18 protein-coding genes and 2 rRNA genes are annotated in these 22,893 nt (G+C 71.4%); 12 read left to right on the forward strand and 8 right to left on the reverse strand.

Annotated elements, in window-relative coordinates; all coding sequences use genetic code 11:
• Positions 1-106 (forward strand): 23S ribosomal RNA (locus SCWH03_RS00005); the annotation flags it as partial.
• A gap of 107 nt (positions 107-213) precedes the next feature.
• A 5S ribosomal RNA gene (gene rrf / locus SCWH03_RS00010) occupies positions 214-330 on the forward strand.
• A 196-nt stretch (positions 331-526) separates the two neighbouring features.
• Here the strand turns inward: rrf and SCWH03_RS00015 are convergent.
• Genes SCWH03_RS00015 through SCWH03_RS00035 form a run of 5 tightly spaced genes read right to left on the reverse strand, consistent with a single transcriptional unit; the run spans position 527 to position 5,960 of the window.
• Positions 527-1,837, reverse strand: coding sequence for a DUF58 domain-containing protein (locus SCWH03_RS00015; protein WP_173260287.1), 1,311 nt, complete (start codon positions 1,835-1,837; stop codon positions 527-529).
• Positions 1,838-1,848: 11 nt separating this feature from the next.
• The gene (locus SCWH03_RS00020) at positions 1,849-2,850 is read right to left on the reverse strand and encodes an AAA family ATPase (protein WP_173260289.1); all 1,002 of its coding nucleotides are present in this window, start codon (positions 2,848-2,850) and stop codon (positions 1,849-1,851) included.
• Positions 2,847-4,043, reverse strand: a complete 1,197-nt coding sequence (locus SCWH03_RS00025) for a DUF4350 domain-containing protein (protein WP_173260291.1) — start codon at positions 4,041-4,043, stop codon at positions 2,847-2,849. Before SCWH03_RS00025 ends, SCWH03_RS00020 begins: the two co-directional genes overlap by 4 nt.
• A complete protein-coding gene (locus tag SCWH03_RS00030; protein ID WP_173260293.1) occupies positions 4,040-4,729 on the reverse strand; it encodes a DUF4129 domain-containing protein in 690 nt (229 codons plus the stop codon). Before SCWH03_RS00030 ends, SCWH03_RS00025 begins: the two co-directional genes overlap by 4 nt.
• Before the next feature lie 4 nt (positions 4,730-4,733).
• On the reverse strand, positions 4,734-5,960 hold the full coding sequence (locus SCWH03_RS00035) for a DUF7847 domain-containing protein (protein WP_173260295.1): 1,227 nt from the start codon (positions 5,958-5,960) through the stop codon (positions 4,734-4,736).
• 182 nt (positions 5,961-6,142) lie between these two features.
• Between SCWH03_RS00035 and mtnA the strand changes: the two genes are divergently transcribed.
• From mtnA to SCWH03_RS00070, 7 genes are all read left to right on the forward strand, one after another.
• A complete protein-coding gene (gene mtnA, locus SCWH03_RS00040; RefSeq protein WP_173260297.1) occupies positions 6,143-7,330 on the forward strand; it encodes an S-methyl-5-thioribose-1-phosphate isomerase in 1,188 nt (395 codons plus the stop codon).
• Between the two features lie 4 nt (positions 7,331-7,334).
• A complete protein-coding gene (gene mtrA, locus SCWH03_RS00045) occupies positions 7,335-8,024 on the forward strand; it encodes a two-component system response regulator MtrA (RefSeq protein WP_216854697.1) in 690 nt (229 codons plus the stop codon).
• Between the two features lies 1 nt (position 8,025).
• Positions 8,026-10,071 (forward strand): MtrAB system histidine kinase MtrB, encoded by a 2,046-nt coding sequence (gene mtrB, locus SCWH03_RS00050; RefSeq protein ID WP_173260301.1) that lies wholly within the window; start codon positions 8,026-8,028, stop codon positions 10,069-10,071.
• A complete protein-coding gene (locus SCWH03_RS00055) occupies positions 10,061-11,899 on the forward strand; it encodes an LpqB family beta-propeller domain-containing protein (protein ID WP_173260303.1) in 1,839 nt (612 codons plus the stop codon). Before mtrB ends, SCWH03_RS00055 begins: the two co-directional genes overlap by 11 nt.
• 377 nt (positions 11,900-12,276) lie before the next feature.
• On the forward strand, positions 12,277-13,083 hold the full coding sequence (locus SCWH03_RS00060; RefSeq protein ID WP_254076464.1) for a ComF family protein: 807 nt from the start codon (positions 12,277-12,279) through the stop codon (positions 13,081-13,083).
• A 330-nt stretch (positions 13,084-13,413) separates the two neighbouring features.
• A complete protein-coding gene (gene hpf / locus SCWH03_RS00065; RefSeq protein WP_173261313.1) occupies positions 13,414-14,103 on the forward strand; it encodes a ribosome hibernation-promoting factor, HPF/YfiA family in 690 nt (229 codons plus the stop codon).
• Between the two features lie 185 nt (positions 14,104-14,288).
• A complete protein-coding gene (locus SCWH03_RS00070) occupies positions 14,289-15,035 on the forward strand; it encodes a response regulator (protein ID WP_173260305.1) in 747 nt (248 codons plus the stop codon).
• 10 nt (positions 15,036-15,045) lie between these two features.
• Here SCWH03_RS00070 and SCWH03_RS00075 read toward each other — a convergent pair whose 3' ends face one another.
• Positions 15,046-16,209, reverse strand: a complete 1,164-nt coding sequence (locus tag SCWH03_RS00075; protein ID WP_173260307.1) for a winged helix-turn-helix domain-containing protein — start codon at positions 16,207-16,209, stop codon at positions 15,046-15,048.
• Positions 16,210-16,490: 281 nt separating this feature from the next.
• A complete protein-coding gene (locus tag SCWH03_RS00080; protein ID WP_173260309.1) occupies positions 16,491-17,063 on the reverse strand; it encodes a GNAT family N-acetyltransferase in 573 nt (190 codons plus the stop codon).
• Between the two features lie 238 nt (positions 17,064-17,301).
• Between SCWH03_RS00080 and secA the strand changes: the two genes are divergently transcribed.
• Positions 17,302-20,118 (forward strand): preprotein translocase subunit SecA, encoded by a 2,817-nt coding sequence (gene secA, locus SCWH03_RS00085; RefSeq protein WP_173260316.1) that lies wholly within the window; start codon positions 17,302-17,304, stop codon positions 20,116-20,118.
• A gap of 593 nt (positions 20,119-20,711) precedes the next feature.
• Here the strand turns inward: secA and SCWH03_RS00090 are convergent.
• Positions 20,712-21,206 carry an Rv3235 family protein gene (locus tag SCWH03_RS00090; protein ID WP_254076465.1) on the reverse strand — a complete coding sequence of 165 codons (495 nt, stop codon included), beginning with the start codon at positions 21,204-21,206 and terminating at the stop codon, positions 20,712-20,714.
• A 244-nt stretch (positions 21,207-21,450) separates the two neighbouring features.
• Between SCWH03_RS00090 and SCWH03_RS00095 the strand changes: the two genes are divergently transcribed.
• Both SCWH03_RS00095 and SCWH03_RS00100 read left to right on the forward strand, forming a co-directional pair.
• The gene (locus tag SCWH03_RS00095) at positions 21,451-21,957 is read left to right on the forward strand and encodes a DUF6912 family protein (protein WP_173260318.1); all 507 of its coding nucleotides are present in this window, start codon (positions 21,451-21,453) and stop codon (positions 21,955-21,957) included.
• Between the two features lie 248 nt (positions 21,958-22,205).
• A complete protein-coding gene (locus SCWH03_RS00100; protein WP_173260320.1) occupies positions 22,206-22,868 on the forward strand; it encodes an HAD family hydrolase in 663 nt (220 codons plus the stop codon).
• The last annotated feature ends 25 nt before the right edge of the window (positions 22,869-22,893 follow it).

A 22,893-nucleotide genomic window follows, 5' to 3' on the forward strand; every position in this document is an offset into this window, starting at 1 on the left:
CTTGATGGGGTAAGGCTCCCAGTAGACGACTGGGTTGATAGGCCGGATATGGAAGCCAGGTGACTGGTGGAGTTGACCGGTACTAATAGGCCGAGGGCTTGTCCTCAGTTGCTCGCGTCCACTGTGTTTGTTCTGAAGTAACGAACATGCCGAGACCGTATACCGCCGTTCGTGGTGGGGTGCTGGTCGGCTGGTTCGATATTTTCATAGAGTTTCGGTGGTCATAGCGTGAGGGAAACGCCCGGTTACATTCCGAACCCGGAAGCTAAGCCTTTCAGCGCCGATGGTACTGCAGGGGGGACCCTGTGGGAGAGTAGGACACCGCCGAACGATTGTTGTGGGGAAGCCCTGGATCTGCTGATCCGGGGCTTTTCCGCGTTTTAGGGGTGGTTCTTCTTGGTGCAGTGCACTGAACTGTCTGTGGTGCGGCGCGGTTTCTGCGGCTTGCGGAGGCAGGTCGGGTTCGGTGTGCGGTGGGGTGCTTTATCGGCTGACCGGGGCGGATCCCGCACGAACCGGCCCACGGTCACAGACGACCATTGGCCTTGAGCGCCAGATAGGCGTCCGCCACAGCCGGGGCGAGGTTCTCCGGCAGGCTGTCCACGACGGTGACGCCGTGGCGCCGGAGTTGTTCCGCCGTACGGCCTCGCTGGAGCTGTGCCTGCGCGCCGGCAGCTGCTCCGTACACCGAGTCCAGGCTGCCACGTCCGCCGGCCATAGTCTCGATCTGAGGGTCCGCTACCGAGGCGACCACCACCGGATGACGCCGGGTGAGCTGTGGCAGCACAGGCAGCAGGCCCTCTTCGACCGGGACGGCGTCCAGGCTGGTCAGCAGCACGACGAGGGCGCGTCGGGGCGCATGCTTGAGCGTTGCCGCACTCAGGCCGCGGGCGTCTGTCTCCACCAGTTCCGGTTCGAGGGGTGCCATCGCGTCGACCATGGCCGGCAGGATCTCCCCGGCGGCCCTGCCCTGGACCCGAGCGCGTACTCGGCGGTCGTAGGCCAGGAGATCCACACGGTCGCCCGCGCGGGAGGCCAGCGCTGCGAGGAGAAGAGCGGTGTCCATGGCGGCGTCGAGACGGGGGACGTCCCCCACTCGGCCGGCGGAGGTGCGGCCGGTGTCCAGCACGATCAGGATGTGACGGTCCCGTTCCGGCCTCCAGGTGCGCACCGCGACCGCGGTCCGGCGGGCGGTGGCGCGCCAGTCGATGGAGCGGGTGTCGTCCCCCGGAACGTAGTCTCGGAGGCTGTCGAACTCGGTGCCTTCCCCGCGGGTCAGGAGGCTCGTCCTGCCGTCGAGTTCACGTAGTCGGGCCAGCCGGGACGGCAGATGCCTGCGGCTCGTGAAGGGCGGCAGCACGCGGACCGTCCAGGGAACCCGGTGGTTTCCCTGCCGGGCTGCGAGGCCCAGGGGCCCGTAGGAGCGGACCGTGACGAGCTCCGCGCGCCGCTCACCGCGGCGGGTGGGGTGGAGAACCGTCGTCAGCAGTCGGCGCTCGCCCGCCGAAACCGCCACCGTGTGCCGTGAACCGGCCTGCTCCGCCCCGGACGGCCAACTGCTCGGGGGCCAGGCGTCCCGTAGGCGGGCACGCAGCCTCCGGGAGGACGCATTGATGACCGTGAGCTGTACTTCCGCGCTCTCCCCGAGCCGAACCGAAGTGTCACCGCTTCGGGTGAACCGGAGGGTTCGGACTGGTGCGGCGAGGGCGTAGTCGCACACAATTGCTACTGAGAGTGATGCATTGACGGCAAGGATCCCCGTCCAGCTGGGGGCGAGGAGTCCGACGGGGAGGGAGCCGAGTGCTGCGATGAGCGCAGCTCGTCCGGTGAGAGCCATGGCGTCCTGCCTCAGCGGGGGACGGGGACGTGGGCGAGGACGGCGGAGATGACGGAGTCGGCGGTGACACCCTCCATTTCGGCCTCGGGCCGCAGCCGGATGCGGTGGCGGAGAGTAGGCAGAGCAAGGGCCTTCACATCATCGGGGATGACGTAATCACGGCCGGTCAGCCAAGCCCAGGCCCGCGCGGCGGAGAGTAGCGCGGTGGCGCCTCGAGGAGAGACACCGAGAGTGAGTGAGGGGGAGTCACGGGTGGCACGGCAGATATCGACGACGTAGCCCGCGATCTCGCCGGAGACCGAGGTGCCGGCCACGGCCGCACGGGCGGCTTCCAGGTCGGTTGTCGTGGCGACGGGGCGGAGGCCGGCGGCCCGAAGGTCGCGCGGGTCGAAGCCTTCGGCATGTCTGGCGAGGACGTTGATTTCGTCTTCGCGAGACGGCAGCGACACGGTCAGCTTGAGCAGAAAGCGGTCGAGCTGTGCCTCAGGCAGGGGATAGGTGCCCTCGTACTCGACCGGGTTCTGAGTCGCGGCGACCAGGAACGGATCGGGAAGAGAGCGAGGCATGCCGTCGACGGTGACCTGGCGCTCTTCCATGGCCTCAAGAAGGGACGACTGGGTCTTCGGAGGCGTTCTGTTGATCTCGTCGGCGAGCAGGAGATTGGTGAAGACGGGGCCCTGCTGGAAGGAGAACTCCGCGGTCCGGGCATCGTAGACCAAAGAGCCGGTGACGTCGCTGGGCATGAGATCAGGGGTGAACTGGACTCGCTTGGTGTCCAGTTCGAGGGACGCGGCAAGAGCCCTCACCAGCAGGGTCTTGGCCACGCCGGGGACTCCCTCGAGCAGGACATGGCCCCGGCAGAGCAGGGCTACGACAAGTCCGGTGACTGCGGAGTCCTGGCCCACCACGGCCTTCGCGATCTCGCTGCGCACGGTCTCCAGAGAGGCGCGTGCGCCGTCAGAGTTCTCGGCGGACTCGGCGGACTCGGCGGACTCGGGGGTCGGAGCGGTCATGGAGTGCGTACCTGTCTTTCTAGGGCGTCCAGTTGGTCGGCCAGACGGATCAGCGCGGCGTCGTCGGCAGGGGCCGGTCCGAAGAGCAGAGTCCGGAGATCGTGGTCGCCGCCGGGTAGATGCGCCGAGACGGCCGGGAGGAGGCTTTCGGGAGAGTGGGCGTCCGCGGAGGTCACTCCCAGAAGAGGGCCGAGCCGGGAGCGTGTGGCCTGGCGGAGGGCCGAGGCGGCGCTGTCGCGGGCGTTCGCCTTGCGGTAGAGGCGGGCGCGTCCCTCGCTCGACTCGGAAGCGCGAACCGCCACGGGCAGGCGTTCGCTGACGAGTGGTCCCAGCCGACGGCCGCGCCAGACGGCGGCGAGTACGGCGGCAACGGTGAGCTGGAGGGTGCCCCAGAGCCATCCCGGGGGGATGAGCCGGCCGATTCCGGTCTCCCCCTCTCCGCGGCCGCCGGTAGTCGATCCATCGGACAGAGAAGGCAGGTACCAGACCAGATGTGCGCGGGAACCGAGGAGTTGGAGGGCGAGCGACGCGTTGCCGTGGTCGCCGAGGCGTTCGTTGTACAGGATGTCCGGGGCGCCGAGGAGGACCGTGTCGCCCGTCCCCGGCTCGTCGATCCGGAGGAGTGCGGGCAGACCGCCGACGAGGTAGCACGAGTCGCCGCCGCTGGTGCGCTCCGCGGTGTAGCGCCTGCCGCCGAGGTCGGCGCTCCCGGCGCGCCGGGCCGCCGGGAAGGTGCACTGCGGCTCGACGGCGGAGACCGGGACGGCCGTGTCGGCCGCGGCCCCGGGTGCGAGGGCGCTCACGGAGTTCCCACCCGGGGCGACGAGGACGGTACGGCCGCCGGAGGCGACCATGGCGGCGCGCAGAATCTCCTGCTGACGGTCGGTCAGTGCATTCGGTCCGGCGACCAGCAGGGTGGTGTCGCGGCCGGTGGCGCTGGTGGCCTCGTCGAGGGTGGTCACCACGCGGGTGGTGACGCCTCGCTCCTTGAGGAGTGCGGCGACGGCGCGGCTGCCGGCCGGGTCGGTGGATCGGGGGTCGAGCCGGCCGAGTCCACCGCCGGAGCGGATGACCGCGATGACGAAGCCGGCCACGACGAGGATCACGAGCACAAGCAGGATGCCCCGGCTGCGGGTCCAGATCTGGCGGGAGGTGGGGGACATCGCCGTGGTGCCGGACACGACTCCGGTCATGTGGGGGCTCCCCGCTCCGTGGTGGTCGGATCGGGCCTGGTGCGCACCAGTTCGACGTCGAGGTCCCGCAGGCGGGCGTACGCCTGCCGGTCGGCGGTACGCCCGCCGTATGTGACGTCGTCGAAGGTGCGGGCGGCCGCACAGAGCGCCTCGGCGTGGCCGGGCATGGGGACTCCGGCCTCCCCGGCGGCTTCGTCGGCGGTGCGGCCGGGGCGGGGCTCGAGCAGGGCGCGCTCCTCCAGAGAGCGGACGATGGCGCGCATGCGTTCCTGGACCGCCTGGTTCCAGCGTCCGGTGGCGGCGGCGGCCTCCGCCGCCGCACGGTGCTCGGCGGCGCTGAGGGTGCGGTGGTGGAAGAGCGCGCCCCCGACCGCGGCGGCGCGGTTCGGTGTCCCCAGCCGCCACCACAGTCCGGCGATCAGCGCCACGACGACCAGGGCGATCACGACGAGCCCGAGTGGGCCGCCGGGCGAGGCTCCTGCCGCTGAGTCGAGCACGCCGCTCAGCCACTCCCAGAAGCGGTCCAGGGCGCGTTCGAGCAGGTTGGGGTCGTTCTCGTGGTACATCGGCTTCGACAGCTCGCGCTCGGCCGCCTCTCTCGCCGGGACGCGAGAGAGGTCCACGGGCACCTCGTCGCCGGCGTGGATCGTCAGCCACGCCCCCGTCGGTCCCCCCGGGAAGGACACCGCATCAGCTCCTGGGGGTATCGTCGCCCGGTGCCGCGCCGTGGCCCGCGGCACCCGCCGCCCTGGCCAGTTCAAGATCGAGAGCCTCGCGGCGGATGCGCTGGTCCACGTAGAGGAGCACGGTGACACCCGCCGAGATGGGATAGGTGACGGCCGAAGCGATCACCGCTCCGATGCCGGTGACGATCAGGAACGGCCAGCCGAACTCGGGCGTCCCCCCGGAGAGCATCCCGCTGAGCCCCCCGCCGTCGACGGCGAAGGCGATCAGTCCGAAGGGGATCGCGATGATCAGCGAGACGATGAAGATCAGCAGCATCGTGAGCAGCAGGATGCCGAAGACCCGCCACCAGGCTCCCCGTACCAGCTTCGCCGAGCGCCGCATCGACTGGATGACGCCCTGACGCTCCAGCATGAGCGCGGGCGAGGCAAGGGCGAACCGGATCATCAGCCAGACGGTGACGACCAGGCCGGCGGTCCCGCCGAGGAAGGCGAGGGCGGCGCCGGCAGCGGTGCCGAGAGCAGCGCCGAGGAGCAGCCCGGGCAGCAGACCCACCACGAGTACCGCCATGGCGATCAGCAACAGCAGCAGGGTGAGGCCGAGGAGCTGGGGCAGCCGCGGCCTGGCCTCGCGCCACACGTCGGACAGCGTGACCTCGCGGCCAAGCACCGAGCGGCTGATGACCATGGTCAGCAGCGCGGTGGTGAGCAGCGTGGCGATCAGAGTGATCGCCATGGCAGGCGCCGAGCTCACGAGCGTCGCGTTGAGCTGATCCCCCAGCTGGCTGAGCACCTCTTCGGGAGAGGCATTCGGGTCCAGCTCGGGCGGTTGCGGGGCGAGATAGCGCTGGATGAGGATGTCGCAGATCTGGGTGATGACCGAGACGGTGACCGTGATGCCCAGGACGGTGCGCCAGTGGGCGCGCAGTGTCGACACCGCCCCGTCGAGGATCTCGCCGACTCCGAGCGGGCGCAGCGGGATCACTCCGGGTTTCGCCGCGGGCGGCCGGCCCCAGCCGCCGGGCCGGGGTCCGCTGCCCCAGTCCGGTCCGCCGGCCTGCGGAGGCACAGCGCCGCCGCCCGGGCCGGTGGGCGGCGCCCACCGGCCCGCGGGCGGCTGCTCTTTCGACCACCTCGAGGGCGTATCGGGAGAGTCGGCCGGACCGGTCGCTGCGGTACCCCGGTCATCGGACGGGGAGGACCCGGGCGGGGCCCAGCCCGGAGTGTCGTTCACGGTCGTCCACCTCGTGGATGTGTGGTGTGGCCGGCTCGGCGAGCCGGCTGGGTCGGGGGGCCTGTCCGCATGTCAGGGCGGGGGGCCGGCTGTCATCGTGCCACGCGCCGGCCGGCGGTGGGCCGGGCGGTGGATCTCGTGCACGCCTTCATTGTCCGGGCGCCAGCGGGCAGACTGGTCGGATGGCTGATCAGTACGCACGAGACTCCGAAGGCGAACAGCCCCCTGGACCCGGCCCGCTCCGCTGGGAGGAGCCCCCGGAAGGCCCGGTGGTGGTGCTGCTGGACCAGCGCAGACTGCCCGCCGAAGAGGCTGAGCTGGTGTGCACCGACGTTCCCGCACTGGTCGACGCGATCCGGACGCTCGCCGTGCGCGGTGCGCCACTGCTCGGGATCGCCGGGGCGTACGGGGTCGCGCTGGCCGCGGCGCGCGGTTACGACGTCGCCGAGGCGGCGTCTTTGCTGGAGGGAGCGCGGCCCACCGCCGTGAACCTGGGGTACGGCGCCCGGCGGGCCGCGCAGGCGTACGGGGCTGCGGTCGGCAGGGGCGCTGACGTGCGGCAGGCGGCAGCCGCCGTGCTCGCCGAGGCGCGTCGGCTGCACCGCGAGGACGCCGAGGCGAGCGAGCGGATGGCCCGGCACGGGCTCGCGCTGCTCGACGAGTTGCTGCCCGGGGGAAGTCACCGCATCCTTACGCACTGCAACACCGGGCGGCTGGTCTCGGGCGGGGAGGGGACCGCGTTCGCCGTGGCGCTTGCCGCGCACCGGGTGGGCCGGCTGCGCCATCTGTGGGTGGACGAGACCCGGCCGCTGCTGCAGGGCGCGCGGCTGACCGCGTACGAGGCGGCCCGGAGCGGGATGGCGCACACCCTGCTCACCGACAACGCCGCCGGATCCCTGTTCGCGTCGGGTCAGGTCGACGCAGTGCTGGTCGGCGCCGACCGGATCGCGGCGGACGGCTCGGTGGCGAACAAGGTGGGCAGCTATCCGCTCGCCGTGCTCGCCCGGTACCACCATGTGCCGTTCATCGTGGTGGCGCCGACCACGACCGTGGACCCGGCGACGCGCGACGGCGCGTCGATCGAGGTGGAGCAGCGGCCGGGACAGGAGGTGACGGAGCTGTCGGCACCGTTCCCGCCGGCGGCGGTGAGCGGCACCACCGGGAGGTTGCCCCGGGTGCCAGAGGCCGCCTCCGGTGTCGCGGCGGCGCTGGTCGCGCCGGTGGGCACCCGGGCCCACAACCCTGCTTTCGATGTGACGCCGCCGGAACTCGTGACCGCCGTCGTCACGGAAGAGGGGGTCGTCTGCCCGGTCACCGGGACCGGGATCGCCGAGCTGTGTGCCAGGTCACGCCAGGTAACGATGAGCTAATGGGATGATGTCGATTATGAAGGGACGCGTTCTTGTCGTCGACGACGACACCGCACTGGCCGAGATGCTCGGCATCGTGCTCCGTGGTGAAGGGTTCGAGCCGTCGTTCGTAGCGGACGGCGACAAGGCGCTCGCCGCTTTCCGGGAGAGCAAACCGGACCTGGTGCTGCTGGATCTCATGCTGCCCGGCAGGGACGGCATCGAGGTGTGCCGGCTCATCCGGGCGGAGTCGGGTGTGCCGATCGTGATGCTCACGGCCAAGAGCGACACCGTCGATGTGGTGGTCGGGCTGGAGTCCGGCGCGGACGACTACATCGTGAAGCCGTTCAAGCCCAAGGAGCTGGTGGCCCGGATCCGGGCGCGGCTGCGGAGGTCCGAGGAGCCCGCGCCCGAGCAGCTCGCCATCGGGGACCTGGTCATCGACGTGGCCGGGCACTCGGTGAAGCGCGACGGCCGGTCGATCGCACTCACTCCGCTGGAGTTCGATCTGCTGGTGGCGCTCGCCCGCAAGCCGTGGCAGGTGTTCACCCGCGAGGTGCTGCTCGAGCAGGTGTGGGGCTACCGGCACGCGGCGGACACGCGTCTGGTGAATGTGCATGTGCAGCGGCTGCGTTCCAAGGTCGAGAAGGATCCGGAGCGGCCGGAGATCGTCGTGACCGTCCGCGGAGTCGGTTACAAGGCCGGACCGAACTGACATGACCGCGGGCAGCGCTGCTCCGAAACCCGGGGGGCCGGGAGTCCGTACGGGGCGGGCTGCCGGGCAGGGGCATGGGTCCTCACGTCTGGGTGACCTGCTCCCTGGCGGTCGACTGCTGCCGGAAGGGGCGCCGGGCGGGCCGGTGCTCCGGCTCGTCGTGCGCTGGACCAGGCGCCCGCTGCTGCCGGCCGTACGGCTGTGGCGGCGCAACATCCAGCTGCGCGTGGTCGCCACCACGCTGCTGATGTCACTGGGAGTGGTGCTGCTGCTCGGTCTCGTCGTCATCGGCCAGGTCCGCAACGGTCTGCTTGACGCCAAGGAGCAGGCCGCTCTCAGCCAGGCCGCGGGAGGTTTCGCCGCCGCGCAGGAGAAGGCGAGCGGGGTGTCCGCCCTCGACGGCCAGGAGGGTGACGCCACGGACGGCAGGCCCAGCCGCGGCTCGGTGAACTGGCGGTCCGAACTGGTGAAGCAGCTCGCCAGCGGTGGACAGGGCGCGTACCACGTGGTGGCGCTGAGCCCGGACTCCGACGATGCGGGGATGAGCCGGGCCCCGCGGGCGTCCGGGGACGTGGATGTGACGAGCGTTCCCCAGGCGCTGCGCAACGCGGTCGCGCAGGGGACGGGCACGTTCCAGACCTACGTCAAGATCAAGTACTCGGTCTCCAAGGAGCCCGAGGCCGGACTGGTCGTCGGCAAGCGGCTCAGCGATGTCGCGGGCTACTCGTACGAGCTGTACTACTTCTTCCCGCTGACACAGGAAGAGGAGTCGCTGAGCCTGGTCAAGGGCACGCTGGCGACGGCGGGGCTGTTCGTCGTCGTTCTCCTCGGGGCCATCGCGTGGCTGGTGGTGCGGCAGGTCGTCACACCCGTCCGGATGGCGGCGGGCATCGCCGAGCGCCTGTCCGCGGGCCGGCTCCAGGAACGGATGAAGGTCACCGGTGAGGACGACATCGCCCGGCTCGGCGAGGCGTTCAACAAGATGGCGCAGAACCTGCAGCACAAGATCCAGCAGCTCGAGGAGCTGTCGCGGATGCAGCGCCGGTTCGTCTCCGACGTGTCGCACGAGCTGCGCACACCGCTGACGACGGTGCGGATGGCGGCGGATCTCATCCACGAGGCACGCAGTGACTTCGATCCCGCGACGGCACGATCCGCGGAGCTGCTTGCCGACCAGCTGGACCGGTTCGAGTCGCTGCTGGCCGATCTGCTGGAGATCAGCAGGTTCGACGCGGGCGCGGCGGCTCTCGAGGCGGAGGCGATAGACCTGCGCGAGGTGGTGCACCGGGTGATCGGCGGCGCCGAGCCGCTGGCGGAGCGCAAGGGCAGCCGGATCCGGGTCGTGGGTGACGAGCAGCCGGTGGTGGCCGAGGCCGACGCCCGGCGGATCGAGCGGGTGCTGCGCAACCTCGTGGTGAACGCGGTGGAGCACGGTGAGGGCCGTGACGTGGTGGTGCGGATGGCGTCCGCGGGCGGAGCGGTCGCCGTGGCCGTGCGCGACTACGGAGTCGGGCTGAAGCCGGGCGAGGCGACCCGGGTGTTCAACCGCTTCTGGCGGGCCGATCCGGCGCGGGCGCGGACCACGGGCGGCACGGGGCTCGGCCTGTCCATCGCGGTGGAGGACGCACGACTGCACGGCGGTTGGCTGCAGGCGTGGGGAGAGCCGGGCGGCGGCTCGCAGTTCCGGCTGACCCTGCCGCGCACCGCGGACGAGCCGCTGCGGGGATCGCCGATACCCCTGGAGCCCGAGGACTCCCGGCGGGCGCGCGAGTGCGCCGCAGCCGACGAGGCGAACGACCGTGCGCTGCGGCTGGCGGCGGTGCCGTCGCAGACCGGTGCGCAGCGGCCGGGCCTGGCCATTCCCGCCCGGTCCGCGGTACCGCCGCACACCGCGCCGTCGGCGGCGGTGGACCCGGCGGCGCTCCCCGGCAGCGGCGCGCGTGTGGTGGCCCGCCCGGTGCCGCAGCGGCAGGGGGAGGGCGGGGCGGCGGAGTCATCCGTCCCGGGACCGGTTTCACGACGGGAGGACACCAGTGGTGGGCGCTGAGGGGCGTCGGTGCGGACACGGACGCGCCGCTCGGGTGGTGGCGCTGCTCGTCTGCGCCGGATTCGTGCTTGCCGGGTGCGCGTCGATGCCGGACAGCGGCGATGTGGAGCAGGTGAGGGCGACCAAGGGCGCGGACTCGCAGGTGCGGGTGTACGCCGTCCCGCCGCGGGACGGGGCCGGGCCGCAGGAGATCGTCGACGGTTTCCTGGAGGCCATGACCAGTGACGATCCGAGCTATGCGACGGCCAGGAAGTACCTCACGAAGCAGTGGACCGGCACATGGCGGCCCGAGTCGCTCACGACCGTGCTGACCGAGGCCCCCGAGTCCTCGGCCCCGTCCGGCCTTGAGGAGGCAGACGAGCTGACCTACGCGCTGTCCGGCGAGCTGATCGCGACGGTAGACCGGCACGCGTACGAATCGGTCGCGCCCGCGCAGTACGACGGGGCGCTTCGGCTGGTCCGGGAGAGCACGGGGGACGGCAAGGACAGGGAGTGGCGCATCGACGCGGCACCCCAGGGGCTCGTGCTCGGCGAGAGCGACTTCCTGCGCAACCATCTGTCCGTCAACAAGTACTACTGGGTGTCGGGGCAGAACACGGTGGTCGCGGATCCGGTGTACATCCGGCAGCGGCAGGACCCGATGACGGGGATGGATCCCGTCGCCCAGGCGGTCTCGGCGCTCTTCGAGGGCCCCGCCCGCTGGCTGGCGCCGGTGGTGGACTCGCCGCTTCCCGCGGGCGCGGGGCTGCGGAAGGGGACCACGAGCCTGACACCCGACGACCAGGGTGAGCTGAGGGTGCCGCTCAACGACGAGGCGTCGAACGTCGGTGGCACGCTGTGCAAGCGGACGGCGACGCAGCTGCTGCTCACCCTGCGCGAACTGTCGGCGCCCCGTGTCGAGCAGGTCAAGCTCCAGCGGGCCGACGGCTCCCCCCTGTGCGTACTCACCGCCGATCAGGCGGACGCCTACGCCCTGGAGCGGCTGTCGCCCGGTTCCCACGTGTACTTCGTCGACAGCGACCACCGGATGGCCGTGGTGGCGACGAAGCCGAAGACCGTCGACGAGACCGAGGTCCGCGGTCCGTTCGGTGACGGCCAGTTGAAGATCGACACGGTGGCGGTGGCACGGGATCTGCACCGGGCAGCGGCTGTCTCGCAGGACGGCAGGTCCCTGTACGCCGCCTCGATCGTCTCGGACGAGCTGCTGGCCGCGCCGCTGGCGCGGAGCAACGCCATCCGGCCCACGGACCGCTTCTCGGCACCGAGCTGGGACGGGAACGACCTGTGGGTCGCGGACCGCGACCCGGCCGGTCCCCGGTTGCTGCGCTTCGACGGCGGCAAGGGCCCGGCGCGGCCGGTCGAGGTCGAGGGGCTCGACGGTGCGCGGATCGAGTCGCTGCGGGTCTCCGCCGACGGGGTGCGCATGGCGCTGCTCCTGTCCCAGGACGGCAGGAGCACCCTGCAGGTCGGGCGGGTCGAGCGGCACACGGACGCCGACGGCACGACGACCGTGTCCGTGGTGGAGCTGCGGGCGGCCGCGCCGCGTCTGGAGTCGGTGAGTGCCCTGTCCTGGGCAGGACCGAGCCGTCTCGTGGTGGTCGGCAAGGAGACGGGCGGAGTGCAGCAGGTGCGCTATGTCCAGACGGACGGCTCCCTCACACCGGCAGGTGGGCTTCCCGGCCTGAACAAGGTGGCGGCGGTGGCCGCCACGGAGGACGAGGAGCAGCTTCTGGTCGCGGTGTCGGACGACGGGCTGGTGCGGCTGATGCCGAACGCGAACTGGCAGACGATGGTCGAGAAGGGGACGTGGCCGGTCTATCCGGGCTGAGGGACTTCCTGCGCCCACTGCCGGAAGGTGCCGACCTGCGTCAACCGGTCTATCGGTCCATGCCCGTCCATGTCCGCCCATGGCGGTCCATGCCCGTCCGCGCCCGCCCATGCCCGCCCATGCCCGCCCATGCCCGTCCATGCCGCCATGCCGGTCCATGCCGAACGGAATGGGCCGGTGTCCATGGGCGCCGATCGGCGTGGATCGCGTCCGGATGGCGCCGGTCAGCGTGCCGACGGTGCCGGCCGGCGGCGGACGCCTGGTGGCGACCGCCGGCGACGTGGTGCGGATGCGTCCCATGCCGGGATCTCCACAGGTTGCTCCGGGTTGTCCACAGCCTCTGCCCGTGTCCTCCCCGGCCGGGCACAGTGGTGGCCATGAGGTGGTGGTGGGGCGAGATCTCGGGGCTGGTACTCCCCCCGGTGTGCGCGGGCTGCGGACTGCCCCGTACGCCGCTGTGCGAGCACTGTGCGGCAGAGCTGGCGGGCCGGCCGGCGCGGGTGCGGCCGTGTCCCGAGCCCGCGGATCTTCCCGTGGTGTACGCGGCGGCGCGGTACGAGGGGGCGGTCCGGTCCGTGCTGCTCGCCCACAAGGAGCGGGGCGCGCTGGCTCTCGCCCGTCCGCTGGGTGCGGCGCTCGCGGGGGCCGCCGGTGCCGTGTCGCTGCACGGAGGAGGGGCACGGGAACCGCTGCTGCTCGTACCGGTGCCGTCCTCGCGGCGGTCGGTACGCGCGCGCGGGCACGACCCGGTACTGCGGACCGCTGCCGCGGCCGCCCTGGCGCTGCGGCGCGCGGGGACATACGCCAGAGCGGTCCCGGCGCTGCGCCACGGCCGGCGGGTGGCCGACCAATCGGGACTCACGGCCCGGGAGCGGCTGGACAACATGGCCGGGGCACTGGAGGTGGTCCCGTGGGCCGGGCGGTCTCTCGACGCCGGGAGAACGGTACTGGTGGACGATGTGATGACCACGGGAGCCTCGTTGGCCGAAGCGGCGAGGGCACTGCGTGCCGCATTCCCCGGGCAGATCGGACAGGTCGGGAGGGTCTGCGAACCCACCCGGCTGTGTGCTGCCGTGGTCGCCGTGCCGCCGATGCCGTGGGAGACCGGCCGGACAGCCGCCTTCCACCGGTCGGAGACCAGCCGGACGCAGGCAGGACGCGGCCGGGGCGCAGGCCGGAACTGACAGGGTCGCTTCCACGTTGCAACCAGTAAGAGAGGGAGGGCGACGAATGGACGTACGCGCTGGTAGCGGGTGCCGACAGGGGGCCCGGCGAGCTATGTTCGGGGGTGAGGGCCGGTGAACGCTCTCCTTCGTCGAATACATGGCCGTGTTGCGGTCAGGTGTTCCTGAGGCAATCCAGATCTTTGACATCGATGGGGTGGCGATCTTGCCCATGGGGGAGGAGGAGGTGAAAGTCGCCAAGTCGGAGGCTCCGGTTCTCATCGGGGCCTGGTGCAAAAGGGAGATGCTCCGCAAGTGAAGAGGCGGAGTGATCCGGGAACGGAGTTCTGCGTGGACATCGTCGTCAAGGGCCGCAAGACCGAGGTGCCCGAGCGGTTCCGCAAGCACGTGGCCGAGAAGCTGAAGCTGGACAAGATCCAGAAGCTCGACGGCAAGGTGATCAGCCTCGACGTCGAGGTGTCCAAGGAGCACAACCCGCGGCAGGCCGACCGTTCCGACCGCGTGGAGATCACGCTTCTCTCACGCGGCCCGGTGATCCGGGCGGAGGCGGCGGCAGGCGACCCGTACGCAGCGCTCGACCTGGCCACGGCGAAGCTGGAGGCCCGGCTGCGCAAGCAGCACGACAAGCGGCACACGCGCAGGGGCAACGGGCGGCTGTCGGCAGCGGAGGTCGCCGACGTGGTGCCGGGCGTGGCCCAGTTGAACGGGAACGGTGAGCCCGTCACCGAGGAGTCGCCGGAAGCCGTGCCCACGACCCGGATGGGCCCGCTCGAGGTGCGGGGCGAAGGGCCCCTGGTGGTCCGGGAGAAGACCCACGTCGCCGCTCCGATGACGCTTGACCAGGCGCTCTACGAGATGGAGCTGGTCGGGCACGACTTCTATCTGTTCGTCGACTCCGAGACCAAGGAGCCCAGTGTCGTCTACCGGCGGCACGCCTACGACTACGGCGTCATCCACCTGAGGACCGATCCCCTCGCCGGAGGCGAGTCGAGTGGCGCCGGTGGTGCGCTCGGCGGCTGACCCCGTCATGACGCGGTGCCCCTGGGAGCGCCTGTGCGCGCCCAGGGGCGTCCCTGTGCCGTCGCAAGATCGCCCCTGCCGTCGTGCCGGCATGGAATCATGGCGACTCGAGCCAACCGGTGTGCTGTGGACCGCGGTTGGCGGAACACCGACCAACGCAGGCCACGGCCTCAGGGGGAGGAACGATGGCGGACAGCTTCGGCCCGGTGCACCGGGCGGGAGACACCCGGGCCACCGGCGGTGAGGAGGGCACCCGGGACGGGCGGCGCGAGGAGCCGATCCGGGTACTCGTCGTGGACGACCACGCACTCTTCCGCCGGGGGCTGGAGATCGTCCTCGCCCAGGAGGAGGACATCCAGGTCGTCGGTGAGGCCGGGGACGGCGCCGAAGCCGTCGACAAGGCGGCGGATCTGCTGCCCGACATCGTCCTGATGGATGTGCGCATGCCGAGGCGCGGGGGCATCGAGGCGTGCACCTCCATCAAGGAGGTCGCCCCGAGCGCGAAGATCATCATGCTGACGATCAGCGACGAGGAGGCGGACCTCTACGAGGCGATCAAGGCCGGAGCCACCGGATACCTTCTCAAGGAGATCTCCACCGACGAGGTGGCGACCGCGATCCGCGCGGTGGCCGACGGGCAGTCGCAGATCAGCCCCTCGATGGCGTCCAAACTGCTCACCGAGTTCAAGTCGATGATCCAGCGCACCGACGAGCGCCGCCTGGTGCCCGCGCCCCGGTTGACCGACCGTGAGCTGGAGGTCCTCAAGCTGGTGGCTACCGGCATGAACAACCGTGACATCGCCAAGGAGTTGTTCATCTCCGAGAACACGGTGAAGAACCACGTCCGCAACATCCTGGAGAAGCTTCAGTTGCACTCCAGGATGGAAGCGGTGGTCTATGCCATGCGCGAGAAGATCCTCGAGATCCGCTGACCGTGCCGGTTCAGCGGAGTGCGGCGATCAGCGGCGCCGCGAGCTCCGGACGGTCGACCCGCTCCACGCGAACCGTGTCGCAGCCGACCCAACGCGCCGCCTCCAGCAGCGCCTGAGCCATCGGTCCGACCGCCTTCGGCGTCTGAAGGGAGACCTGCCTGGCGACCAGGGAAGTACCCTCCCGCGCGGGGTCGACCCGGCCCAGCAGGCGCCCACCGGACAGCAGCGGCATCGCGAAATAGCCGTACACGCGCTTGGGCCTGGGCACATACACCTCCAGGCGATGCCTGAAGCCGAAGATCCGCTCGGTCCTGTCCCGCTCCCAGATCAGTGAGTCGAACGGCGACAGCAGCGTCGTCCGGTGCCGGCCGCGCGGCTCCGTCCCGAGCGCATCGGGATCGGCCCACGCCGGCTTCTCCCAGCCCTCGACGCGCACCGGCACCAGTCCGGAGTCCTCGACCACGGCGTCGAACTGCCCGCCCTTCAGCCGGTGGTAGTCCGCGATGTCCGCCCGGGTGCCCACGCCCAGCGACTGCCCGGCGAGCCGCACCAGCCGGCGCAGGCACTCCCGGTCGTCCAGGTCGTCATGGCGCACGGCGTCGGGGATGGCGCGCTCGGCGAGGTCGTACACGCGCTTCCAGCCGCGCCGCTGTGTGCACACCACCTCGCCGTACGTCAGCGCCCGCTCGACGGCGACCTTGGTCTCCGACCAGTCCCACCAGGCGCCGCCGTTCTTCGCCCCGCCCAGCTCGGTGGCGGTCAGCGGACCCTCGGCGCGCAACCGGCCGAGCACCCTCTCGTACGCCCCGTCCGGCAGGTCGTGGAACCACTGCGGACGCGCCCGGTAGGCACGGCGGCGGAAGGCGAAGTGGGGCCATTCCTCGACGGGGAGTATGCAGGCCGCGTGGGACCAGTACTCGAAGGCGTGCCCCTCGCTCCAGTAGGCGCTCTCGACCGCCTTGCGGCCGACCGCCCCCAGCCGGGCATAGGGGATCAGCTCGTGCGAGCGCGCCAGTACGGAGATCGTGTCCAGCTGCACGGCGCCGAGGTGGCGCAGTACTCCCCGCACGCCGCCCCTGCGGTCGGGGGCGCCGAGGAATCCCTGGGCACGCAGGGCGATTCGACGGGCCTCGTCGGCGGACAGTTCGGCAACGGCGGGCGGCGCGGTGTTCATGCTCCGCACCCTAGAGTGCGGCACCGACATCGATACCGACGGCCGGATCGCCCCCGGCAGCGACCGGCAGCGACGGCAGCCGGCCGCGGCGGGTTCGGCCCCCCCCGGCCGCCCGCTCCGGCGGGGGCGTCCAGGAACGGGCGGCAGCCTCCCGGGCGCGGCACCGGGTATGCCCTCTCCGAGACCGACGCACTCGGATTAGCGGCAGCCTCCCGGGCGCGGCACCGGGGCGCGCCAGCGGGGCCCGCGGCCTGGTGCCGTGCGCCACCAGGCCGCGGGCGTCACAGCTTCGCCGGGAGGTAGGGGACCGGACCGGGCAGTCCCAGGTCCGAGGGAAGCAGCGAGGCGACCAGGCAGTCACGCAGGGTGCCCCGGTGGCGGAAGCCGGAGCGCTGGACGCCCTCGACGGTGAAGCCGGCCTTCTCGGCGACGGCGAGCGAGCCCGCGTTGCCGACCTCGGCGCGCCACTCCAGGCGGACGCAGTCCAGCTGTGTGAACGCCCAGCGCGCCATGGCGAGCGCCACCTCGGTGGCGTACCCCCGGCCCCGCTGCTCCTTGGCCGTCCAGAAGCCGATCTCCCAGCAGCCCGAGCACGTGCGGTGCAGGCTCGCGGAGGCGATGAGGGCGCCTCCGCCGCGCGGACGTGCGGACAGGGTGTACTCGGTGTCGTCGCGCCAGCCCGCGGGCACCGTGACCTCGATGAACTCCTCGGCGTGCCGTAGTTCGTACGGCGAGGGCACCGGGATCCAGCGCTGGATGTCGGGGTCCTGGCACGCGGCGCGGACCTCTTCGGCGTCGCCCGGGGCGAACGGGCTCAGCCGCAGCCGGTCCGTGGTGAGGGTGATGGGCTCCATGGCCGAATTCTGGCCACTCTGCGTCGGTGGTGCGAACACTTTTCGGGTTCGGCGGCACTTTCCGGGTCCTCGGCGCGTTGTCCCGACACGCGGCAGTCCTCCCCGCCGTACCGCGGCTCTCCCGGCCCGGCACCGTCCTCGCTTACGATGGCCGATGCGGTGGGGTCCGCCTGCCGTGCCCGTGCCCGTGTCCACACGACCCAGTGCCAGGCCCCGACCGGCAAGGAGACCAACCTCAGTGTCCGTCTTCAACAAGCTCATGCGTGCAGGCGAAGGCAAGATCCTGCGCAAACTGCACCGCATCGCGGACCAGGTCAACTCCATCGAGGAAGACTTCGTCAACCTCTCCGACGCCGAGTTGCGGGCCCTCACCGACGAGTACAAGGAGCGCTTCGCCGACGGCGAGAGCCTCGACGACCTGCTTCCCGAGGCGTTCGCCACCGTCCGCGAGGCCGCCAAGCGCGTGCTCGGCCAGCGCCACTACGACGTGCAGCTCATGGGCGGGGCCGCGCTGCACCTCGGCTATGTCGCGGAGATGAAGACCGGTGAGGGCAAGACCCTCGTCGGCACCCTCCCCGCCTATCTGAACGCGCTGTCCGGCAAGGGCGTGCACCTGATCACGGTCAACGACTACCTGGCCGAGCGCGACTCCGAGATGATGGGCCGCGTCCACCGGTTCCTCGGCCTGGACGTCGGCTGCATCCTCGCCAACATGACGCCCGCGCAGCGCCGCGAGCAGTACGCGTGCGACATCACCTACGGCACGAACAACGAGTTCGGTTTCGACTACCTGCGCGACAACATGGCGTGGTCCAAGGAGGAGCTCGTCCAGCGTGGCCACAACTTCGCGATCGTCGACGAGGTCGACTCCATCCTGGTCGACGAGGCCCGTACGCCGCTGATCATCTCCGGTCCCGCCGACCAGGCCACCAAGTGGTACGGCGACTTCGCCAAGCTGGTGAAGCGCCTGGACCGGGGCGAGCCGGGCGTCCCGCTGAAGGGCATCGAGGAGACCGGCGACTACGAGGTCGACGAGAAGAAGCGGACCGTCGGCATCCACGAGTCCGGCGTCTCGAAGGTCGAGGACTGGCTGGGCATCGACAACCTCTACGAGTCGGTGAACACCCCGCTTGTCGGCTATCTGAACAACGCCATCAAGGCCAAGGAGCTGTTCAAGAAGGACAAGGACTACGTCGTCATCGACGGCGAAGTCATGATCGTCGACGAGCACACCGGCCGTATCCTGGCCGGCCGCCGCTACAACGAGGGCATGCACCAGGCGATCGAGGCGAAGGAAGGGGTGGACATCAAGGACGAGAACCAGACCCTCGCCACGATCACCCTGCAGAACTTCTTCCTCCTCTACGGCAAGCTCTCCGGCATGACGGGTACGGCGATGACCGAGGCCGCGGAGTTCCACCAGATCTACAAGCTGGGCGTCGTGCCGATCCCGACGAACCGGCCCATGGTCCGCCAGGACCAGTCGGACCTGATCTACCGGACCGAGGTGGCCAAGTTCGCCGCCGTGGTCGACGACATCGAGGAAAAGCACCGCAAGGGCCAGCCGATCCTCGTCGGCACCACCTCGGTCGAGAAGTCCGAGTACCTCTCGCAGCAGCTGCTCAAGCGCGGCATCCAGCACGAGGTCCTCAACGCCAAGCACCATGAGCGCGAGGCCGTGATCGTCGCCCAGGCCGGCCGCAAGGGCTCTGTGACGGTCGCCACCAACATGGCCGGCCGCGGTACGGACATCAAGCTCGGCGGCAACCCGGACGATCTCGCCGAGGCGGAGCTGCGCAGGCAGGGGCTGGACCCCGGTGAGCACGTCGAGGAGTGGGCAGCGGCGCTTCCGGCCGCCCTGGAGAAGGCGGAGCTGGAGGTCAGGGAGGAGTTCGAGGAGGTCAAGTCGCTCGGCGGGCTGTACGTCCTCGGTACCGAGCGGCACGAGTCGCGGCGCATCGACAACCAGCTGCGCGGTCGTTCCGGCCGGCAGGGAGACCCGGGCGAGTCCCGCTTCTACCTGTCCCTCGGCGACGACCTGATGCGGCTGTTCAAGGCGCAGATGGTCGAGCGCGTCATGGCGATGGCCAACGTCCCGGACGACGTCCCGATCGAGAACAAGATGGTCACGCGCGCCATCGCGTCCGCCCAGTCCCAGGTCGAGCAGCAGAACTTCGAGACGCGCAAGAACGTGCTCAAGTACGACGACGTGCTCAACCGGCAGCGCAAGGTCATCTACGCCGAGCGTCGCCGTGTACTCGAGGGCGAGGACCTGCACGAGCAGATCCGCCACTTCATGGACGACACGATCGACGCCTACATCCAGGCGGAGACCGTCGAGGGCTTCGCCGAGGAGTGGGACCTCGACCGGCTGTGGGGCGCCTTCAAACAGCTTTACCCGGTGAAGGCGACCATCGAGGAGCTGGAGGACGCAGCGGGCGACCGGGCCGGCGTCACCGCCGAGTTCATCGCCGAGACGATCAAGGACGACATCCACGAGCAGTACGAGGACCGCGAGAAGCAGCTCGGCTCGGACATCATGCGCGAGCTGGAGCGGCGTGTGGTGCTGTCCGTCCTGGACCGCAAGTGGCGTGAGCACCTCTACGAGATGGACTACCTCCAGGAGGGCATCGGCCTGCGCGCGATGGCGCAGAAGGACCCGCTCGTGGAGTACCAGCGCGAGGGCTTCGACATGTTCACCGCGATGATGGACGGCATCAAGGAGGAGTCCGTCGGCTACCTGTTCAACCTGGAGGTCCAGGTCGAGCAGCAGGTCGAGGAGATCCCCGTGCAGGACTCCGCGGAGAGGACCTCGCTGACCAAGGAGGAGGCGGTGCCCGCTGCCGCCGGCCGCCCCGAGATCCGGGCGAAGGGCCTGGACGCCCCGCAGCGTCCGGACCGGCTGCACTTCTCGGCGCCCACGGTCGACGGCGAGGGCGGCATCGTCGAAGGCGACTTCGCCCACGGCGACGGGGCCCGCTCCGAGACCGACGGCATGACGCGGGCGGAGCGCCGCAAGGCCCAGAAGGGTGCGGGACGCCGCCGCAAGAAGTGACTCCGCGGGGAGCGGCACCGCGGGAGTGAGGCCGTGGGAGTGAGGTCGTGGGAGTGAGGTCGTGGGGCCGGACGCCGGGTGGCGTCCGGCCCCACGACCGTTCGGCGGGATGTGACGAGCTGCGACGGGGCATCGGCGGGGACCGGGCACAGGCGGGTTTCGCGGGTACGGAGGACAGGCGCGGGAGAAGCCCTCACGGGGTGGTCAAGGCCGTTGGGGGTGCGATACCCCGCGACGGCGCCGGCCGGGCCGACGGGGCCCGTTGGGCCGTGACGGGGACCGGCCCGCCCCGTCCGCCCGGGGCGGCCCCGGACGGCCCGGGTGCGCCCGGGTGCGCCCGGGTGCAGACCGGCGCGTAACAGGACCTGCCGGGAGGCCGGGACGGGCTCCGGCCGTGGACTGGACGGGCTGGTGCCGTCGTGGTCGTACGGGGTCGACGGGGCCCGCTCCCGCCCGCGCCGGCGCGTGGACCGCGGGCCGGCCGGCCCGCGGCGGCGTGGTCCTCTGCGAGCCCGGTGAGGCGGGCCCCGCCATCGGCTGGGGCGCCGCGGGGCCGGGGGGTGCGCTCCGGGGCGGTCGGGGCCGGTCGCCGGTCAGGTCTCGGCCATCAGGCGCTCGCCGCCCAGTTCCACGGCCGCGCAGCGCCAGCGGAGATCGGTCCCCTGTTCGAGACGGAAGGCCATGGCGCGTACCCGCTCGCCCGCGGTGATGCGGGCGAAGGCCTCGATGACGCCCGGCTGCGGCACGTACTCGTCGCAGTGGCGGAGGACGGGACGTAGTCCGTTCATGCTGAGCGGCGCGCCGGGGGCCAGGCGGACGAGCTGCTCGTAGGCGTGGCCGATGGTGTGACCGAGCATCCAGTGGACGGGCCGATGACCGCTGAGGACGGAGAGCAGCCGTTCCGCGAACCAGTAGCGGGGGAGCCGGGAGCGGCTGCCGACGGAGGCGCCCGGGCCGTGCTCGGCCCCGTGCTCGGCCCCGCGCCGGCTCGGGGCGCGGCCCGGGGCACGGCTGTCGTGACGGTTCCCGGGCCTCGTCCCCGTCCTTGCCGAGGTGTGCTGCATCGCGGTCGCCCCTTCGGTACTCATAAGTAACTTCTCGGTGGGGTCCTTGTACGGGCCGGTGGGCGGCGGCGCAACGGCCTCTTCTTCGCTCGGCGGTGCGGCCGGGTTCACCTGTCAGAGTGAGGGGCGGGCTCCGGGGCCCGGAACGGCGCGGCTCGGAAGCACTCGCGGTCATCCGGGGACGACGCCCTGGAGGGGTCGCGGGGCAGCCCGAAAGAGTACTTCGCACGTATCCTTGGGTGCTCACCCGACGACGAAAGCGGCGATCATGCGCGTCTACGTTCCCCTGACCCTCCCCGGTCTCGCAGAGGCGCACAAGGCGGGCGAGATCGGCCCGGGTCCGCTGACCGCCTACGCGGTGACGCCCGCACTGCGCGAGTGGTACACGTCCGACGACCTGGAAGAACTCGAGTACGCCGCGCTGAACCGGGCCGCGGCGGCGTCCCTGCGGTCGCTGGCAGGTGAGCCCGGTGTGCCGCGCCGCCGGGTCGTGGTGGCCGTCGACGTCCCGGACGGCGTCGCGACCGCGGACCCCGCTGCCGGGCTGGGAGCGGTCTCCCTGGGCGAGGTGCGGATCGCGACCGCGGTACCGCTGGGGAAGGCGGCGTCGGTGCACGTCGACTCCGAGGAGGCGGAGGGGGACGTGGCCGCCGCCGCGGACGCGCTGGGGGCGGCGGACCACGGCGACGACGACGCGCAGTTCGTCGTGGACGGGGCGGAGGACCACGAGCTGCTCTGGTACGGGGTGCAGGAGATCCCCGGTCTCGTCGACTGAGGCCGGACCGACACCGGCACCGGGCACCGGGTCTCGGACGCCGGACGCCGGACGCCGGACACCCGAGACCGGGCCCCGGGCCGCGGACGCCGGACGCCGGGCACCCCGGTTCCCTCCCGCCGCAGCCGCCCCGCCCCACGCCGTACGGTGTGCCCGGCATCCCCCCGGCCCTCCACCCGGCCTCGGACCTCTCCGCGCCGCCCGCGCAGGCGGCCGCGTGCCGGACCCGGGCGGTACCGTTGCCCCCCATGGGGAAGCACAGCGCGCACGTGGTCTGGGACTGGAACGGCACACTCCTCGACGACATCCACACGGTCATCGAGGCGACGAACGCCTCGTTCGCCGAGATCGGGCTCGGACCGATCTCCCTGGAGCGCTATCGCGAGCTGTACTGCGTGCCCGTGCCGCTGTTCTACGAGCGGCTCATGGGCCGCCTGCCCACGGACGAGGAGTGGGCGGCCATGGACGCGGTCTTCCACCGCCACTACTGGGGGCTTGCGGGGGCCTGCCTGCTCACGGCAGGCGCGGCGGACCTGCTCGCCTCCCGCCAGGCGGCGGGGCGTACACAGTCGCTGCTGTCGCTCGCCCCGCACGAGCACCTGGTCCCCATCGTCCGGCGCCACGGCATCGAGGAGCGCTTCGTGCGGGTGGACGGGCGTGTCGGCTCCTCCCATGCCGGCAAGGCGGAGCACATGGTGCGGCATGTGGCCGCGTTGGGGAACGTGCCGCCGGAGCGGATCGTCGTCGTCGGGGACGCGGCGGACGACGCGCTCGCGGCGGCGCATGTCGGAGCGAAGGCGGTGCTGTACACGGGGGGCTCGCACAGCAGGGCGAGCCTGCGGTCCTCGGGGGTTCCGGTCGTCGACAGCCTCGCGGAGGCGGTCGAGGTGGCCGAGGAGCTGGTGGGATAGTCGTGGGTCGGCCGGCGGGCCTGTG

It is taken from the genome of Streptomyces pacificus (assembly GCF_011766325.1).
GTDB classification, from domain to species: Bacteria; Actinomycetota; Actinomycetes; order Streptomycetales; family Streptomycetaceae; genus Streptomyces; species Streptomyces pacificus.

Excerpts from the sequence above, each read along its gene's own strand:
- SCWH03_RS00100 (WP_173260320.1), top strand. The coding sequence starts at position 22,206 with ATGGGGAAGCACAGCGCGCACGTGGTCTGGGACTGGAACGGCACACTC.
- mtrA (WP_216854697.1), top strand. The coding sequence starts at position 7,335 with ATGATGTCGATTATGAAGGGACGCGTTCTTGTCGTCGACGACGACACC.
- mtnA (WP_173260297.1), top strand. The coding sequence starts at position 6,143 with ATGGCTGATCAGTACGCACGAGACTCCGAAGGCGAACAGCCCCCTGGA.
- SCWH03_RS00060 (WP_254076464.1), top strand. The coding sequence starts at position 12,277 with ATGAGGTGGTGGTGGGGCGAGATCTCGGGGCTGGTACTCCCCCCGGTG.
- SCWH03_RS00080 (WP_173260309.1), bottom strand. The coding sequence starts at position 17,063 with ATGGAGCCCATCACCCTCACCACGGACCGGCTGCGGCTGAGCCCGTTC.
- mtrB (WP_173260301.1), top strand. The coding sequence starts at position 8,026 with ATGACCGCGGGCAGCGCTGCTCCGAAACCCGGGGGGCCGGGAGTCCGT.
- SCWH03_RS00020 (WP_173260289.1), bottom strand. The coding sequence starts at position 2,850 with ATGACCGCTCCGACCCCCGAGTCCGCCGAGTCCGCCGAGTCCGCCGAG.
- SCWH03_RS00015 (WP_173260287.1), bottom strand. The coding sequence starts at position 1,837 with ATGGCTCTCACCGGACGAGCTGCGCTCATCGCAGCACTCGGCTCCCTC.
- SCWH03_RS00070 (WP_173260305.1), top strand. The coding sequence starts at position 14,289 with ATGGCGGACAGCTTCGGCCCGGTGCACCGGGCGGGAGACACCCGGGCC.
- SCWH03_RS00075 (WP_173260307.1), bottom strand. The coding sequence starts at position 16,209 with ATGAACACCGCGCCGCCCGCCGTTGCCGAACTGTCCGCCGACGAGGCC.
- SCWH03_RS00095 (WP_173260318.1), top strand. The coding sequence starts at position 21,451 with ATGCGCGTCTACGTTCCCCTGACCCTCCCCGGTCTCGCAGAGGCGCAC.
- SCWH03_RS00025 (WP_173260291.1), bottom strand. The coding sequence starts at position 4,043 with ATGACCGGAGTCGTGTCCGGCACCACGGCGATGTCCCCCACCTCCCGC.
- SCWH03_RS00090 (WP_254076465.1), bottom strand. The coding sequence starts at position 21,206 with ATGAGTACCGAAGGGGCGACCGCGATGCAGCACACCTCGGCAAGGACG.